The organism is Phocaeicola abscessus CCUG 55929, from assembly GCF_000312445.1.
GTDB classification, from domain to species: Bacteria; Bacteroidota; Bacteroidia; order Bacteroidales; family Bacteroidaceae; genus Phocaeicola; species Phocaeicola abscessus.
The window spans coordinates 56,201-74,457 of sequence record NZ_HE997184.1; the positions used below are offsets into that span (position 1 = coordinate 56,201).

Below are 18,257 nucleotides of genomic sequence, written 5' to 3' on the forward strand. Positions count from 1 at the left end.
TGAGCATTTAAGCACTTATATAACATAATGAACGATAAAATTAAAAACAAACTGACCGATGTGCCCGAGACGATGCTGATTACGTTATGGGCGAGGGCGGAGGAGACGAAGCGCTCGGACGCTTTGCTCCGGGACGAAAAGGCACAGGAAATTATACGGAAAATCGATTACGATTTCTCCAAGTTTAAGAAAGCATCTTTTTCACAGTCGGGTTGCTGCGTCAGGGCAAGCCTTATCGACAGCGAAATCAAAGCGTTCTTCGCCGAGCATCCCGATGCCGTGGCCATCCAGTTGGGAGCCGGCATCGATGCCCGCTACGAGCGGTTGCAGCGGCCGGAGATAACCCATTGGTACGACCTGGATTTGGAGGAAGCGATCGCCTTGAGGCGGAAACTCTTGTCCGAGAGCGGGCGCAACTCTTACATCGCTTCGTCGATGTTCGATTACGGGTGGACCGATACCGTGAAATCGCACGGAAAGCCCGTACTCATTATCATCGAGGGCGTATTGATGTATTTCGAGCCGGAGCAGATAAAGGCTTTTTTCAACGAGATCTGCAGGCGTTTCGACAATGCGACCGTGCTTTTCGACATGCTCGTCTACATCGCAGTTGGCCGTTCCAAACGGCACGACTCGCTGTCGAAAGTCGACGGGAAGGCGGAATTCAAGTGGTCGCTGCTCGACACGAAAGAAATGGAGATCTGGAATCCCAAGCTGCGCGTCGAAAAAGAATACTATTTGAGCGATTACGACAAAGGTCGTTTTCCGTTCCTCTTCAGAATATTCTATCATATTCCCTGGTTCTACCGGCGTTTCAACCAGCGGGTGGTCAGACTGCGCATCGGGTGACGCAACCGCATCACGGAATAGGAATAAAAGATCAAACTCTCCAAGGAAATCATAAGCAATTACCGGAAACCGGATATCACTAAAAACAGTTTACTCCTACCCTTTTTCAGGGGTCTCCTTCCGGGCTACGCCCTTCGGTCGACCCCTGAAAGGGATAAGACTCGAGAAGTAAACCTAAATTAGGAAACTATAACTCGGCAGAACTTGGTAAACTTCAAACCTTCACTCCGGCAACGGGTGTTGAAAGGCCTTATTCATCAGTTTTCCCATCCGGGAGTGGTTTGCTTTAACTCGGGATTGGCATTCAACTGTCGTTGCGGGATGGGGAAATAAGTTCTTTCCTTACCGTCCGTCAAGTTGGCATCATCCTGTTTAGCCCACCAAGCCTTGCCGAACATCCCCCAACGTACGAGGTCGGTACGTCGACGCCGTTCGCCGATAAATTCACGTCCCCACTCCTTAATGAACTCGATATCCGTCAGCCTTTCCGAATGCTGCGCATAACTCTGGTTCACCCAGTCCGACTCGGGGAAATTCCGCTTGCGCACGGCATCGAGCAATGCTGCCGCCTTCGCAATATTTCCTTCGCGATAATAACATTCGGCCAACGAATAATAAATTTCAGCCAAACGAATTTCAGGAGTGCATTGTGAACGGAATTGCCCTGTCACCTCGGGCAGATAAGGGAATTTATTGAGGCGGATTCCGGAGTTTTCCTCCCCCAAGAACACGTTAGAACCTTTATCCTCGGGATGATCTTCTCCCTTCCCCGTTACCTCCGGAGCATGGGTGATAAAACAACCACGATCGGCCACCTCCATCAACAAATCCGCCCGTTGAGCCTGACTCATGGCCTTGACAGCCGGATCTTCGGAAAACCGCCCCACTTGGTCGACAAAGACCAACGGAGAACCGCTCCACTCCTCCTGTCCATTGACATTCGAGGCACTGTTCAAATCGTCCTTCCTATAGTCGATATACCCGTCGCCCGAACCGTTGACCGAACGCATCAGCCCCTTTATGAAATACCCGTCGTAACGGAAACCTTTAGCATCCGGAGCATGGACGCGGAAGGGCTGACGGCGATAATCGCTCTCGGCGTAATTCTCGTACGGCGTGCCCAATCCGCTTTCAAAGTGGTAAACGTTGCCCTGCAAGTCGCGCGAGGGTTGCAACAAGATGCCGTTCCATCCGCCACCGCTGGCGCCGATGTATTTATTAGCGGCATAATGCGAAGCATGATTCCACCACGTATATTGCTGCAATTGCCCATACTGATGTTTAAACTCAAACAAATTCTCAGGAGATTCATACCCGTCGATACCCGAAGAGAAAGGGCCGCGATAATCGGGATCCAAGTGATAGGCTCCGTAGACGCCACCGAGGATATCCTCACATACCCGCTTGCAATCGGCATACCGGTCTTCGCCGATCCACGTTTTCGCATTCAGATAGAGTCGCACGAGCAGTCCCGCCGCAGGACCTTGTGTCCATCGCGACAAACGTTTCTCCTTCGGTAAATCGGGAATGGCGGCTTTCAGTTCCGATTCGATGAAATCGAACACTTCCTTTCCCGTCGCCTGCGGAACCAATTCCGTTTCACCGGTTCGCTCGGTAGCGATGGGCACATGACGGAAATCGTTGAGCAGGAAGATGTAATACCATGCCCGCAAGACACGCAACTCGGCCTTATACCCTTTCTCCTGCGCTTCCGAGACGCCGATAGCCTTAAAGTCTACGTTATTGAAATCGCGCAACACGACGTTTGCCTGCGAAAGCCCCTGAAAAGCGCCTTCCCATGCGCCGTTCACATCTCCTTGAATATAGTTCCATGTATGTCTGTGCAAACGGTCCCACTGACCGTCATCGTAACCGTGACGCCCTTTTTGAGTCCAAACGAACTGGTCGGCCGTCAATTCTTCCAACAGCATGATAGAGCCACGCCACGTGACGTTGTCCCCGTGCTCATGAGCACGCAGCACGGCCGCTTCGACCGATTGCTGATCTACATAGTAATTGCTCTTCGCCAATTGAGAATACAAGGTTTCGTCCAGATCGGTACAGGCAGACAGTGCCACGATCATCATCCCCAAGGCCGTCGATAATATATTCATTCTTTTCATACGTTCATATTTTAGTTAATAAGTAATTTGTACGCCCAACGTCAAATTCCTTGCGACAGGATAAACCTCCATACCGCCGATACCCGGCCAAATACCGTTCGTATTGACATTCGTCACGTCGAGCCCCGTATAATCCGTGATCGTAAATACATTCTTCATCGAAGCGTATATCCTCAGGTTCGAAATCCATCGGGTGCTAAGCTTGGGGTTCCAACCCAGCGTGATATTGTCTAAACGAATATAATCGCCATTCTGCAGGAAACCGTCATAATCGCAAATCACCTTAGCTCCTTTTATGTGATTGTTCTTCCCATAGGCCGACTTCAACTTATTATCGCCCGAAATGACCTGTAAGCCGTAGTACATTTCATACTGGTTCATAATTTTATAATCGAATCTCCCGCGGAAGAACAAAGACAGGTCGAAAGCTTTATACGTAAAGGTATTACCCCATGCAAGCTCCCACTTTGGGACACCGGAATGCTTTAAATACACCTTGTCATTCTCATTGATATCCGAACCGAGTTTCTTCGTCCCACCTACTTCTCCCTTCTCCCAGACCAGGATGTTGCCGTTCTCGTCCACGCCTGCATAGCGGGCCATATAGAATATCCCGATCTCAGAACCGTCCTGCAAACGCTGCGCCGAACCGGGATTTCCGGGAGAGGGGAAGCCGCTGCCTTCGATATACGACAGTTTGTACTTATCGTTCGAGAACGATTTCAGTTTGGTCTTCATATAGGATAAAACCAAATTGGTGGAATAAGCGAAATCGCGCGTCTTGACCGCATCCCAATTCAAAGACAGCTCGAAACCTTTAGACTGCGTAGTGCCTACGTTCGTCGTGATGGAAGAATGCAAATAGGGCGGCAAAGGAACGGCATAATCGCTGATCAAATCGCGCCCTTCGCGAACGAAGAAGTCCGCACTTCCCGACAAGCGGGAACCGAACAGCGTATAATCGAGCCCTACGTTATAGGAGATCTGTTTTTCCCATTTCAAATCGACATTCGGATTATTCCCCGGACCGTAGCCCATGATGAACTTCCCGAAAATATCGCTCCAATACATTCCATATCCTGTATACTTGGCCAAAGAAGTATATCTATTGAAACCGGAACGACCGGTAACGCCGTAGGAGAAGCGGACTTTCAAATCGTTTACAGTACGGCTGTCTTCGAAGGCGGAAAGTCTGGAAAGACGGAACGCGGCGGAAGCAGCCGGAAAGAATCCCCATTTATTATCTTCTCCGAACTTGGAATTCCCTTCATATCGCAAAGAACCGGTAAACAGAACGAGATCGTCGAAATTGTAATTCAATCGACCGAGGAACGCAATCGTCTTTTCCTGGCTTTTATCCGAATTCATTCCGTTACGTCCTTGTACTTTCATGTAATCGCCGGCATCCAGGTTATTCGTCTCGAATACATCTGTGGGGAAGTTGCGATTCTCTGCACTGAACTCTTCGTGATCGAATTCCTGATAGGAATATCCCGCCATGAGCTTGAAATCGTGTCTGTCGATCCTGAAGTTATAGTTACCGGTCCATTCCAGCGTCCAATCGACATCGTCAACTTGTTTGATTATCGCCCGGCCGTTGTATTTATTTACGATACAATCGCGCGAATACTTATTGTAATATTCTTTTTGCTTTTGCCCATGATACTGACGCCCTAACTTCAATTCCGTATTCAACCGATCCAAGAGGTTCAGTTTGATGTTCAAATCGACGATCGAATATTCGTGCCGGCTCGACTTGGAATGATTTCTCAGACTGGTTACCGGATTGAAGTTATAATGATCGTATCCCATTTCTTCCGAATCGACCGCATACGTCGGATTCTGCTGAAGAGCCATTTGGAAGGCACGATAATCAGGATTCTCGTTCGTATCGGCAATGCGGTAATTCAAATTTCCTCCGAACTCCAGCAAACCTTCCAACGTAGTATGCTTAAAGTTCGCACGGATGCCGTATTCTTCGCGATCTGTCACGATGTCCATGGATTCTTTCTTCCGATAGTTGGTCGAGATGCGGAAAACGGATGTCTCACTGCCGCCCGAAACGGAAACATGATGATTATGTCCGAAATTATCCTTGTTCAATAGGGCATCGTACCAGTCGGTGACCGAACCGTGATCGACAGCCCCATTCACTTTTTCCATATAGGTCTTGGCATCCAAGATGTCCGGACGACTGGCGATAAAGTCATGTTCGGCATAACCGTCGTACGTGATAGAAGTTCTGCCCGGTTTTCCCGATTTCGTAGTGACGAGGATGACGCCGTTCGCTCCGCGCGAGCCGTAAATCGCAGCGGCAGAACCGTCCTTCAATACCGTAATGGATTCGATATCCTGTTGCGTAAGGTTGCGAAGGTCGCCGCCCGGCATGCCGTCGATGACGATCAACGGTTTATTGCCCGCATTCAACGAACCTGCTCCCCGCACCTGAATATTCGAATCGGAGTTCGGGTCGGCAGCGGCAGTGCTGTTGATCGTCACGCCGGCCACCTTCCCGTCAATCATCTGCATGGGATCATTGGATGCGCCTTGCAGGAAATCTTTGTTCTTTACATTGGTTACGGCCGTAGTTAAATCCTTCTTCACGGAAGTACCGTAACCTACCACGATGACTTCCTGCAGGCTCTCCGAATCTTCGGCCATCGTCACGCGAAGGGTAGTTTGCCCTTTCCATGCAATGTCCTGCGACTTATAACCGATGTAAGATATTTGTATCACCGCATTGGGGAGAACATGGTCGAGCACAAAGTTTCCGTCCATATCTGTAATAGTGCCGGTGGCAGTACCTTTAACGACAACATTTGCGCCGATAACGGGTTCGCCCGACGCATCGACGACTTTACCGGTAACGCGCCTCTCCTGTTGTTGGAGCATCTCGACGGGTACATTCTTCCCATCTGCATAATTCCCGTTACCAAAGGCCTGTACGCTTCCTCCCGTCATCAGAAAGAACATGAACTTCGCCACGAGGAAACTTCCTTTCAAATGGGAAGGATTCAAATGAAACACGCTGTTTTTTGTTTTCTTCATACTTTTACAGATTTAATAGTTATTGATTTACATTTTCGAACCTCTCGGATGAGAGGGACAAGGCATCTCCCGGCGGGAGAACGCTGACCAGCCGAATCGAAAGACTTTGGTCGGCTAAGCTAACACTTCATTTTCTTCACTTTTCCATAGGCATAAAAATTACGTATTGATTAAAGCGGCACGATCAAAAGCCGTCTGTTATTCCAAGACGGTAAACGAGGGAAAAGGATACGATTAAGTTGTTTGGCAGTCAGAACTGATAATATCGCTCCACATACTCGATGAAGGCGCTGTTGACCAATCTGACGCCTCCGGGAGTGGGATAATCTCCGCTGAAATACCAGTCGCCCGAATGATTCGGACAAGCTTCGCGAAGTCCTTCCAAAGTTTGAAACACGATCTCCACTTTCGCCTGAATCTGATCGGCAGCGAGCAGTTCCACCATTTTTTCCGATATCTCTTCGGGCGTAAAAGGCGCATAGATCTCTTTCACATGGTTCACTCTCGCGGCGTCTTTCGAAGCGTCTTGCATTTTAGCTTTTTCATAAGTCCGCGAAATTACGTCCTTCATCTCGCGTTCCTTCAACAGTTCGATAGCGGCTTTAAAGGCGATGAACTGATCCATGCTCGACATATCGATGCCGTAATAGTCGGGGTAACGGACTTGCGGGGAGGAAGAAACGATCACGATCTTTTTCGGATGCAATCGGTCGAGGATACGAATAATGCTCTGCTTCAGGGTGGTACCGCGCACGATGCTGTCGTCGATGATCACCAAATTGTCTACGTAGGGAACCAGGCTTCCGTAAGTGATGTCGTAAACGTGTGCGGCCAAGTCGTTCCGGCTTTTTCCTTCCGCAATGAACGTGCGCAATTTGATATCCTTGATGGCCACCTTTTCGCTTCGGATACGCAGGGAGAGAATCTGTTCCAGCGTTTCGTGCTCGAACAGGCGCTGCTCTCGCGAGAGCGTTTCGATCTGTCGTATCTTCAATCGGTTAAGATAGTTGTCGAAACCTTCCAGCATACCGTAGAAAGCCACTTCGGCCGTATTCGGGATGAACGAGAATACCGTATGCCGAATATCGTAATCGATGGCTTTCAGCACCGGTTCGACTAATTTCTCGCCCAATTTTTTCCGTTCGCGATAAATATCGATATCGCTGCCTCGACTGAAGTAGATCCGTTCGAAAGAGCAGGCTCTTCGTTCTTCGGGCCGATTGATCTGCACCAGACGCATCTTCCCCGCCTTGTTGATCAGGATCGACTCGCCCGGCCGCAGTTCGTTCACCCGTTCGAACGATACATTGAGGGCCGTTTGAATGACGGGTCTCTCGCTGGCCACCACCATCAGCTCGTCGTCCATGTACCAAAACGCCGGGCGAATGCCCCAGGGATCGCGTACGGCAAAAGCCTCTCCGCTGCCGGTGATTCCGCAGACCACATAACCGCCGTCCCAATCCTTGCTGCTCGTCTTAAGTACGTTGGCCATATCGATGTGATCTTCGATATACCTTGTAACCGCCGTTCCCGCGAGTCCGTTCTCCTTGCTTTCCCTGAAAAGCCGTTCGGACTCCATGTCCAACCGATGGCTCACCTGCTCCAGCATCAGGTACGTATCGGAACAGATGCGCGGGCTCATGCCTTGCGAGGTTATTTTTTCGAAGATTTCGTCCACATTGGTCAGATTGAAGTTACCGCACAAAGCGATGTTCTTCGCCAGCCAACTGTCGCGACGCAATAACGGATGCAGATACGAATTCCCTTTCTTTCCCGTGGTCGAATAGCGCAGATGCCCCAGATAAAGCTCTCCGGCAAAGGGCAGGCAGCGCCCGGCGTACGCGGCATCCCGAATCGCTTCGCCGGTCGGCTCCTTCAAAGCATCGTTCACCCTGTTGAAAATCTCGGTAATGGCGTCGGAACCCGGCGCGCGTTCCCGAAACATGAATTCTTCTCCAGGCGTCGCGTTCATCTTCACGCAGGCGAGGCCGGCTCCTTCCTGCCCGCGGTTGTGCTGCTTTTCCATCAACAGATACAGCTTGTTGAGTCCGTACATCCAGGTGCCGTACTTCTCCTGGTAATGCTCCAAGGGTTTCAGCAGGCGAATAAGCGCTACGCCGCATTCATGCTTTAAAGGTTCCATCGATCTTGCTATTTTTCTGCGTAAAGATACGACAGATCGAGAAAACAATCGTCATCGTCGACCAGATTTTTTAGCAAGGAATAAAGATCAGCGGCTGTGAGCAGATTTACAGCCACCCGAGGGAAAAGCACTCCCGCCCATCGATCTCCCTTTAACTTGAATTATGAAAAACAAAAGGATTATCACGCTTTTTCCATCGGAAAAGTTGTAATTTTGCCTTGTCAAACGAAAGAAAACGATGGATAAAAGTAAGAAATTGACCGGTGTCATCCTATGGCTGCTGCTCATCCTCGGAGGCGTATCCTATTACGCGTTCCGCCAAAAGCGAGCCAACACAGCGATGCAACAACTCTACGACGTGGAAAAGGAAGAAATGGAGAACGAGTACAGTTCGTTCGCCACCCAATACGACGAATTGCAAGTGCAGATAAACAACGACTCCATCCGCCAGAAATTAGAAGAAGAAAAACTGAAAACCCAGCGACTGCTCGAAGAACTTCGGCAGGTGAAGACTAGCGACGCCAACGAGATCATGCGATTGAAGAAAGAGTTGAAGACCGTACGCGCCGTCCTGCGCAGCTATATCGTACAAATCGATTCTCTGAACAAGATCAACGAGGCGCTCACTACGGAGAATAAACAGGTAAAACGCCAATACCACGAAGCGACCCGACAGATCAGCACGCTGGCGCAAGAGAAGAAGCACCTGAACGAAAAAGTAAATCTGGCTTCCCAACTGGATGCCACCGCCATCGTGGTCACCCCTAAAAATAAAAGGGGGAAAACCGAGCCGAAAGTGAGCAGGGTGAAAAGCATCGCCATCAGCTTTACCATCGTCAAGAACATCACCGCCAAGACGGGAGAGCGAACCGTTTATATTCAACTGACCAAACCCGACCGCGAAGTACTGACCAAAGATTCGGGAACGTTCCCCTACGAAAACAAAAACCTCGCTTATTCCATCAAAAAATACATCGAATACACGGGCGAAGAACAGACCGTCACCGTGTACTGGAACGTAGAGGAATATTTGCCGGCAGGAACCTACCAGGTCTATATCTTTACGGAAGGAACCCTGATCGGCCAGCAATCGTTTGCCATGCAATAGCCCCGTTCGGATTCCGGGCTCCGCCCTCGGGGCGAAGTACACGGCAGAAAAGATAATGCGTAGGCACGCGTCGAAAATTTCGCAGGCACGAAGCCTCCGTTTCGTAGGCATAAAAAAATTGTTAACGTGCCTACGTTAACAATTTTTTATAAGCATGAAACGGAGGAGCCGAAACGCTCGCAATCGGTTTCCATGCCGATGAGGCGGACGAAGAGCCGTTCCGACTATCCTTTTTTCTTTCCCAAAAGTCGGTTTTACCTTTTCTTTTGATTTCGTTCGCATGCGGAATAAGCAAAATAGTATTATCTTTGCAATCAAAACCCATAATAAACCACCAAATAGCATTCAAGACATGAAGAAGATTCTGCCTGTTGTTCTATTCCTCCATCTCTCTACCGGCCTTTTTGCACAAAGAGTGCTCAACTTAGACAGCTGTCGGGCGTTGGCCATGAAGAACAACAAAGATCTGCTCATCGCGGGCGAAAAGATCACGTCCGCTCATTACCAGAAAAAAGCGGCATTTACCCATTTCCTCCCCAAGCTCGACGCCTACGGCACCTACATGCGTACCAATAAAGAACTTTCTATCTTGAGTGACGAGCAGAAAAACGCACTCGGTCAATGGGGAACTGCCACCCAAACCAAATTGCAAGAAACCCTCCGGCAAATGGCCGAAACGAATCCGGCGATTGCGCAATTGCTCCAACCCTTATCATCCCTGTTGCCCGGCATAGGGACTTCGCTCAACAGAATCGGACAAGGCCTCGCAGAGGCATTCCGTACCGATACCAGAAACAGCTATGCCGGAGCCGTTTCGCTCACCCAACCCATCTTTATGGGAGGCAAGATCGCAGCTTACCACAAAATCACCAAATACGTCGAACAACTGACGAAGACACAATACGAAACGGGGGCGGAAGAACTGATTTTAAGCACCGACCAAGCCTATTGGCAAGTGGTCTCGTTAGCCCATAAGAAAAACTTGGCGGTCAGCTATCTGGAATTAGTCAAACACCTGGACGGCGACGTGGATAAAATGATAGCCGAAGGCCTCGCCACGAAAGCCGACGGACTGACGGTGAAAGTAAAAGTGAACGAAGCGGAAATGACGCTGACCAAGGTATCCGACGGACTGAGCCTTTCGAGAATGGTCCTCTGTCAACTCTGCGGTATCCCTTTGGACGCAGAAATCCAACTAACCGACGAACACGAGGAAACATTACCGCTCTCTCCCGTCACGGCGACAGCCGACGTTTCCACGGCATGGAGCCGGCGGAGCGAACTCAAGAGCCTGGAACTGGCTACCCGCATCTACGATCAAAAGGTAAACGTCACCCGCGCCGATTTCCTGCCGTCCGTTGCCCTGTCGGCCAATTACCTCGTCACCAATCCGTCCCTGTGGAATGGCTTTGAGAAGAAATTCAGGGGGACGTGGGCCCTGGGCCTCGTCGTAAAAATACCCATTTGGAATTGGGGAGAAGGTTATTACAAGGTGAAAGCCGCTAAAGCCGACGCCCGCATTACCCGTTATCAATTAGCCGACGTGAGGGAGAAAGTAGCATTGCAAGTCAATCAAGCCTCTTTCAAGGTCAACGAAGCCCACAAAAAATTAGCCCTGGCCATCAAGAACTTGGAAAAAGCCGACGAAAATCTCCATTACGCCAACGTAGGATTCAACGAAGGAGTGATTCCCGTAAGCCATCTGCTCGAAGCGCAAACGGCATGGTTGTCGGCGCGATCGGAAAAAATAGATGCTCAGATCGACGTCAGGCTGACGGACGTCTATTTGCGCAAGTCGTTAGGAACATTAAATCATTAAAAAGATATGACAGAAAGATCACAAATCAACAATATGTTGATCGCATTTCTCGCATTAGCCGCAGTCATTGTTATCGTATCGCTCATCGGTTTCTTTACATTCAGCAAAGGCCCGGAAATCATTCAGGGACAAGCCGAAGCGGACGAATACCGCGTATCCAGCAAAGTTCCCTCGCGTGTACTGGAACTTAAAGTTCGGGAAGGAGACAAGGTGAAAGCCGGCGACACGTTGGTCATCCTGGAAGCACCCGAGGTCATGGCAAAGTTAAAGCAGGCACACGCTGCCGAAAGCGCCGCCCAGGCCATCAGCGACAAAGCGCAGCGCGGCACGCGCGAAGAACAGTTACAAGCGGCTTACGAGCTCTGGCAAAAGGCGAAAGCCGGCCTCGAGATCGCAGAGAAATCGTATCGCCGCGTCGATCGGTTATTCCAACAGGGAGTCATGTCCGCTCAGAAAAGAGATGAGGCAAAAGCCAACTACGACGCGATGATCGCTACGGAAAAGGCGGCCGACTCGCAATACCAAATGGCTAAAAACGGCGCTCGAAGAGAAGATAAAGCCGCCGCAGCCGCCCAGGTGGAACGGGCGAAAGGCGCCGTGGCAGAAGTCGCTTCCTATATGAACGAAACGATCTTGACGGCGGCAGCTGACGGAGAGGTGACCGAAATCTTTCCCAAAGTCGGAGAGTTAGTCGGAACGGGCGCGCCGATCATGAACATCACTCGCTTGGACGATATGTGGATTACCTTCAACGTGCGGGAAGATTTTCTAAAAGACTTCGAAGTCGGCGCCGAAGTGAACGCCTTCGTCCCCGCTTTCCAAAAAGAGATTCGACTGAAGATTACTTACATGAAGGATCTGGGCACTTATGCCGCATGGAAAGCGACAAAAACGCAAGGACAGTATGACATGAAGACTTTCGAGGTGAAAGCCGTACCCGTCGAACGAACAAAAGGACTGCGTCCCGGTATGAGCGCCATTATCGAAAAATAAAGCGTCATGCGCATTTCGATACTCGTTCGCATAGTACAAATCGCCAAGCGGGAGATCTTCTTCATCGCCACGAGACCGCTATACATGTTCAGCATGATCATAGCGCCTCTGTTTTGCTATCTCTTCTTCACCACCTTAATGGGGAAGGGACTTCCCACCGATATGCCTCTGGGCATCGTAGATTTAGACAATACCGCCACTACTCGAAACATCATCCGCAATCTGGACGCTTTCCAGCAGACAAAGATCGCCAAACGCTATCCGAGCTTCACCGATGCGCGGCTCGACATGCAAAAGGGCTCTATCTATGCTTTCTACTACATTCCGGAAGGCACTACGGAAAAAGCCCTCGCCGGTCGGCAACCCAAAGTTTCTTTCTACATGAATTATTCCTATCTGATCGCCGGTTCATTGCTGTACAAAGATCAACGTACCATGACGGAATTGGCTAACGGCGCGATCGGAAGAGCGACACTCCGAGCCAAAGGTTATACGGACGAACAGGCTCAGGCGCTTTTGCAGCCCATCGTCATCGATACGCATGCGCTCCACAACCCTTGGCTGAACTACTCCGTATACCTCAGCAATACGTTGATTCCCGGCATACTGATGTTGCTGATTTTCCTGACTACCATCTACACGATAGGCAGCGAATTGAAGCAAGGAACGCAGAAAGAATGGATGCGCATGGCCAATAACTCCATCACGGTAGCCCTTACGGGGAAATTATTGCCTCAGACCGTTACTTATTTCATCATGGCTGCGGGGTTCAATGCCTACCTGTACGGATTTCTACATTTTCCCTGTAACAGTGGCATCATCCCGATGCTTTTTACAGGGTTGCTTTTAGTGTTGGCCTCCCAAGCGTTCGGGATTTTCCTTTTCGGCGCAATAGGCACGATGCGCATGGCATTGAGCGTGGCATCCCTTTGGGGAGTCCTCTCGTTCTCCATTTGCGGAATGAGTTTTCCTACGATGGCCATGCATCCCATCCTCCAGGGCCTGGCCTATATCTTTCCTTTAAGGCATTACTATCTGCTGTACGTCGATTTGGCACTCAACGGTTATCCGATGATCTATGCCTGGCATTCCGTCGTAGCGCTACTGCTGTTTATGCTGTTGCCTTTCCTTATCATCAAACATTTGAATACCATCATCACCGAATACAAATACATTCCTTAGCAAGCTCGGACATGAAGAAACTCAGAGAAATAATATCGGAAGGTTTTATCGATACGTGCTATGTCTTCTGGAAAGAAATGCAGCACGTCTTCAAGGATCAAGGAATCCTGATTTTCTTCATACTGGTGCCCTTAGGCTATCCCATCCTGTATGCTTTCATCTATACCAACGAGGTCGTCCGCGAAGTCCCGGCCGCCGTAGTCGACTGCAGTCACTCTTCGTTAAGCCGCGAATTCATAAGGAAAGTGGATGCCACTTCCGACATCCGGATCACTTCCTATTGCAGCGATATGGAAGAAGCTAAACTTCTGATGAAAGATACCCGCATATACGGCATCATCTACATCCCCGAAGACTTCAGCGACCAAATCGTCAAAGAGGCACAAACCTACGTTACGATCTATTGCAACATGGCCGGATTGCTGTATTACAAAGCCATGCTCACGGCCACGACCAACGTGTCGCTGGAAATGAACAACCGTATCCAAATAGCACATGCCGGAAAGACCACCGCGAGAGAAGAGGCAGTCAGTGCTACCGCTTTGGCATACGAGGATGTCTCTCTCTTCAATCCTCAAAACGGATTTGCCAGTTTTCTCATCCCTGCCGTACTGATGTTGATTATTCAACAGACGTTGCTGTTGGGGATCGGACTCTCCGCCGGAACAGCCAGAGAAAGCAATCGCTTCCGCGACCTGATTCCGATGAGCCGCCACTATCACGGCACCTTGCGCATCGTCTTGGGAAAATCGTCGGCGTACCTGATGGTTTACGTACTCATGACCGCCTACATGCTTTGTCTGATACCTAAGATGTTCGGTCTGGTGCAAATCGCTCAACCGACGACGTTGGCGGTGTTCATGTTTCCTTACCTGATAGCCTGCATCTTCTTCGCCATGACATGCTCCATCTTTATCCATCACCGCGAAGCTTGTTTCATCATCTATGTCTGTACTTCCGTACCTCTCCTTTTCATTTCCGGAATTTCGTGGCCGTCGACCGCCATCCCCACCTTTTGGAAAGTCGTTTCGTGGATCTTCCCCTCTACATGGGGTGTCAACGGATTCGTGCAGATAAATAACATGGGAGCTTCGTTCAACGAGGTTATGCGGGAGTATCAGATTTTATGGCTGCAGGCCGGATGCTACTTTATCACGACCTGTATCGTTTATCGCTGGCAAATCATTACCAGTAAAAAACATATTCATAGACGACTGATCGAATTGCGGAGAAAGATTAGGAAAAGATAACTCCCTCTGTTATTTTCTGCAAAAGGATAACCATCTTTCCGCACTTTTCCTTATCTTTGGCAGTCTAATAGAAGCATCAGCATGAAAGAGTTTTTACAGGTACTACGCCGTTTCGTTCCGCCTTACAAGAAATATTTATTATTGAACATCCTGTTCAACGTACTGTCCGCCGTACTGAACATCTTTTCTTTCATGACGATCATTCCGATTCTCCAAATTCTCTTTAAGATTCAAGAAGCGAACTATACGTATATGGCATGGGACTCGGGGGCTTCCCTGAAACATATCGCCGTCAACAATTTCTATTATTATATTACTCAACTGATCGACACTTATGGCGCCAGCACCACGCTATTGCTGCTGGGATTGTTTCTGGCGGTCATGACCCTCTTTAAAACCGGAAGTTATTTTCTCTCCTCGGCGGCGATGATCCCTACCCGAACCGGTATCGTCCGCGATATACGCACCCAACTGTACGATAAAATTCTCAACTTGCCGCTCGGCTTTTTCTCGGAAGAACGAAAAGGCGACATTATCGCCCGCATGAGCGGCGACGTAAACGAAATAGAAAACAGCATCATGTCGTCGCTCGACATGCTGTTCAAAAACCCTATCCTGATCCTCTTCTATTTCGGGACTTTGATCGCCATCAGTTGGCAACTCACACTATTCACGCTGATCGTCCTCCCGTTTATGGGATGGATCATGGGGCAAGTGGGCAAGATGTTGAAACGCAAATCGCTGATAGCTCAGGGACAATGGAGCGATCTGATGTCGCAGGTAGAAGAGACGTTGGGAGGACTTCGCATCATCAAGGCATTCAATGCGGAACGAAAGATGAGCCAACGCTTTTTAGAGATCAACAATCTGTTTCGCCGAACGATAGGAAGAGTAAATATGCGCCAACAACTGGCACACCCCATGAGCGAATTCTTAGGTACGGTACTCATCATCATCGTGCTGTGGTTCGGAGGCATACTCATCCTACACAACGACAATACCATTACCGCCCCCTCGTTCATCTTCTATCTGGTCATACTCTATAGCCTGATCAACCCGCTGAAAGAATTTTCGAAAGCAAGTTACAACATCCCCAAGGGATTAGCCAGTATGGAACGGGTAGACAAAATCCTGAAAGCGGAGAACAAGATAAAGATCAACCCGCATCCCGTTCATATCGGTATGTTCACAGACCGGATCGAGTTCCGGCACGTTTCTTTTAAATACGAGAACCAATGGGTGCTTCGCGACATCAACCTGAACATTCCGAAAGGCAAGACGATCGCATTGGTCGGACAATCGGGATCCGGCAAATCGACACTGGTGGATCTGATCCCCCGTTTTCATGACGTCCAGGAAGGAACGGTGCTGATCGACGGCATCGACATCAAAGACACTACGCTGTTCGAATTGCGCAGTATGATGGGCAATGTAAATCAGGAAGCCATTCTGTTCAACGACACGTTCTATAACAACATCGCCTTCGGCGTAGAGAACGCTACCGCACAGCAAGTGATCGGAGCCGCCAAGATCGCCAATGCACACGAATTCATCATGGCGAGTGAACGCGGTTACGATACGGTGATAGGCGACCGCGGAGGAAAACTCTCGGGCGGACAACGGCAACGAATCAGCATCGCCCGAGCCATTCTGAAAAATCCCCCGATACTCATCCTCGACGAGGCGACCTCCGCCCTCGATACGGAAAGCGAGCGCATGGTGCAAGACGCCCTGGAGAGGTTGATGAAAAACCGTACCACCATCGCCATCGCCCATCGCCTGTCGACCATCCGCCATGCGGATGAAATATGCGTCCTGCATGAAGGACAAATTGTCGAAAGAGGGAAACATGAAGAACTGCTCGCATTGAACGGATACTATAAAAAACTCTGCGACATGCAACAGATGAAATAAATACGAATACTGAAAAACAGAAGAAACATGAAAAAGTTACTTTTACCTTTCTTGCTGGCGACCGCTTGTTGGGTGTCGCCTCTATCCGCCCAGACGAAATGGGTGAACCCTTTGGAACAAGGAGCGAAGACCGTTCACGGACGCTGGTGGCCAACTGAATTGAAATCGACCTATCACCGGATGCCGGAGCGAGCAGAAAAAGAGGTCAGAAAAGATGTATGGGACTTATCTAAAGAGTCTGCAGGGCTTTCTATTGTTTTTCGCACCGATGCAACCGACATAAAGGTTCGCTACAAAGTGTCAGGCAATCGGCAGATGGTACACATGCCGGCGACCGGCGTCTCGGGTGTGGATCTCTATGCGACGGATGCCAACGGGAAACGCTATTGGTGCGCCAACCGCTTCCACTGGAACTGGAGAGGCGATACCATCGGTTACCACTTTGAAGACTTGACTTTCCGCACGCCCGTTCGTTCGGGATACGAATTCCACCTCTATCTCCCGCTTTATAACGAAGTGACGTGGCTGGAAATCGGCGTGCCCGAAGAGCACTTCATCCGCTTCACCCCCTCATCGGAAGAAAAGCCGATCGTAGTCTACGGAACTTCCATCGCTCAAGGGGCCTGCGCTTCCCGACCGGGAATGGCCTGGACCAATATCGTGGAACGGGAGACGGAACACCCCCTGATCAATCTGGCCTTCTCGGGAAACGGACGGCTCGAAGAAGAGGTATTCCGCTATCTCTCGGAGATCGATTCGAAACTCTATATCATCGACTGCCTGCCCAACATGACCGACAAGAATCTCCGCCCACTCATCTGCGATCGCACGCTGAAAGGGATCGACATCCTCCGCGCTAAAAACAAGACTCCCATCCTTTTGGTCGAACACAACTATGCCAACCGAGAGAGTTCGGATACGGCCAAAGAACAGGACGAGCAGACCAATAAAGAACTTCGAAAAGCCTACGAAATGCTGCAGACCAAAGGGGTGAAAGACGTTTATTACCTCAGTCGCGAAGATTTCGATTTCAGTTTCGATTCGATGGTCGAAGGTATCCACCCCAACGATCTCGGCATGCGGCAGTATGCCGATGCCTACATCCGAAAGATTCAGGAGATTTTTCGGGAAGACGACGAAAACCGGACGATTTTCAAGCCCTGCACCCAACAGCGCGACTTCTACGACTGGAAAGAGCGCCACAACCTGACAATCGCCCGGAACAGGGAGCAGGCGCCGCAAATCGTACTGATCGGCAACTCCATCACTCACTTCTGGAGCGACGATCACAGAAAAACAGGAAAAGCAAAGAAAGCGTTCGCAAAGAGTTGGGACAAGCTCTTCGAAGGGAAGATCGTCCGCAATCAAGGTTACGGATGGGACCGCATAGAAAACGGACTCTGGAGAATCTATCACGGAGAATTGGACGATTTCGAAGCCGAAAAGATCTTCCTCCTTTTAGGAGCGAACAACGTGGCCCTGAACACTGATGAGGAAATCGTCGACGGCATGTTGCAACTGATACGGGCTGTCAAGCAGCGGCAACCGAACGCCAAGATCTATCAGGTGGGTATCATGCCGGAAAGGCATCACGAACAGCGTATTGCCCGTATCAATCGAACGCTGCAAGAAAAATTGCAAAGCACAGCAGTCACTTACGTGGACATGTCGACCGGCTTTTTAGACGAAAACGGAAAACTGATAGAATCGCTGTTCATTGGAGACGGGGTACACCCCAATGCAAAAGGTTATGAGCGTGAAGCCAAAAACTTGGAACCGTACGTGAAAGAATAAATTATTCCGACGCAACCGCTTCGTTTTTTCACTC

The 18,257-nt window shown here is 49.7% G+C and carries 11 protein-coding genes; 8 read left to right on the forward strand and 3 right to left on the reverse strand.

Going from position 1 to position 18,257, the window contains the following annotated elements:
* Nucleotides 1-27 precede the first annotated feature (27 nt).
* Nucleotides 28-849: a class I SAM-dependent methyltransferase gene (locus BN102_RS06720; protein WP_019208350.1), complete on the forward strand. Its 822-nt coding sequence runs from the start codon at nt 28-30 to the stop codon at nt 847-849.
* A gap of 257 nt (nt 850-1,106) precedes the next feature.
* Here the strand turns inward: BN102_RS06720 and BN102_RS06725 are convergent, their stop codons facing one another.
* The 3 genes from BN102_RS06725 to BN102_RS06735 all read right to left on the reverse strand — a co-directional run bounded on the left by BN102_RS06725 (nt 1,107) and on the right by BN102_RS06735 (nt 8,163).
* Complete coding sequence (locus tag BN102_RS06725) at nt 1,107-2,972, reverse strand: RagB/SusD family nutrient uptake outer membrane protein (RefSeq protein ID WP_019208351.1); 1,866 nt, start codon at nt 2,970-2,972, stop codon at nt 1,107-1,109.
* Nucleotides 2,973-2,987: 15 nt separating this feature from the next.
* Nucleotides 2,988-6,020 carry a SusC/RagA family TonB-linked outer membrane protein gene (locus BN102_RS06730; protein WP_019208352.1) on the reverse strand — a complete coding sequence of 1,011 codons (3,033 nt, stop codon included), beginning with the start codon at nt 6,018-6,020 and terminating at the stop codon, nt 2,988-2,990.
* Between the two features lie 250 nt (nt 6,021-6,270).
* Complete coding sequence (locus BN102_RS06735) at nt 6,271-8,163, reverse strand: amidophosphoribosyltransferase (protein ID WP_019208353.1); 1,893 nt, start codon at nt 8,161-8,163, stop codon at nt 6,271-6,273.
* Between the two features lie 238 nt (nt 8,164-8,401).
* Between BN102_RS06735 and BN102_RS06740 the strand changes: the two genes are divergently transcribed.
* The 7 genes from BN102_RS06740 (at nt 8,402) to BN102_RS06775 (ending at nt 18,223) form a co-directional block, all read left to right on the forward strand.
* On the forward strand, nt 8,402-9,271 hold the full coding sequence (locus tag BN102_RS06740; RefSeq protein WP_019208354.1) for a DUF8429 coiled-coil domain-containing protein: 870 nt from the start codon (nt 8,402-8,404) through the stop codon (nt 9,269-9,271).
* A gap of 352 nt (nt 9,272-9,623) precedes the next feature.
* A complete protein-coding gene (locus BN102_RS06750) occupies nt 9,624-11,090 on the forward strand; it encodes a TolC family protein (RefSeq protein ID WP_036787571.1) in 1,467 nt (488 codons plus the stop codon).
* Between the two features lie 6 nt (nt 11,091-11,096).
* A complete protein-coding gene (locus BN102_RS06755) occupies nt 11,097-12,083 on the forward strand; it encodes an HlyD family secretion protein (protein ID WP_035455742.1) in 987 nt (328 codons plus the stop codon).
* Nucleotides 12,084-12,089: 6 nt separating this feature from the next.
* Nucleotides 12,090-13,265 (forward strand): ABC transporter permease, encoded by a 1,176-nt coding sequence (locus BN102_RS06760; RefSeq protein ID WP_021311241.1) that lies wholly within the window; start codon nt 12,090-12,092, stop codon nt 13,263-13,265.
* Nucleotides 13,266-13,276: 11 nt separating this feature from the next.
* On the forward strand, nt 13,277-14,515 hold the full coding sequence (locus BN102_RS06765) for an ABC transporter permease (RefSeq protein ID WP_019208359.1): 1,239 nt from the start codon (nt 13,277-13,279) through the stop codon (nt 14,513-14,515).
* 81 nt (nt 14,516-14,596) lie between these two features.
* The gene (locus BN102_RS06770) at nt 14,597-16,429 is read left to right on the forward strand and encodes an ABC transporter ATP-binding protein (RefSeq protein ID WP_019208360.1); all 1,833 of its coding nucleotides are present in this window, start codon (nt 14,597-14,599) and stop codon (nt 16,427-16,429) included.
* A gap of 27 nt (nt 16,430-16,456) precedes the next feature.
* Entirely contained in the window at nt 16,457-18,223 is a 1,767-nt protein-coding gene (locus BN102_RS06775; protein ID WP_036787576.1) for an SGNH/GDSL hydrolase family protein, read from the forward strand.
* Nucleotides 18,224-18,257: the final 34 nt, after the last annotated feature.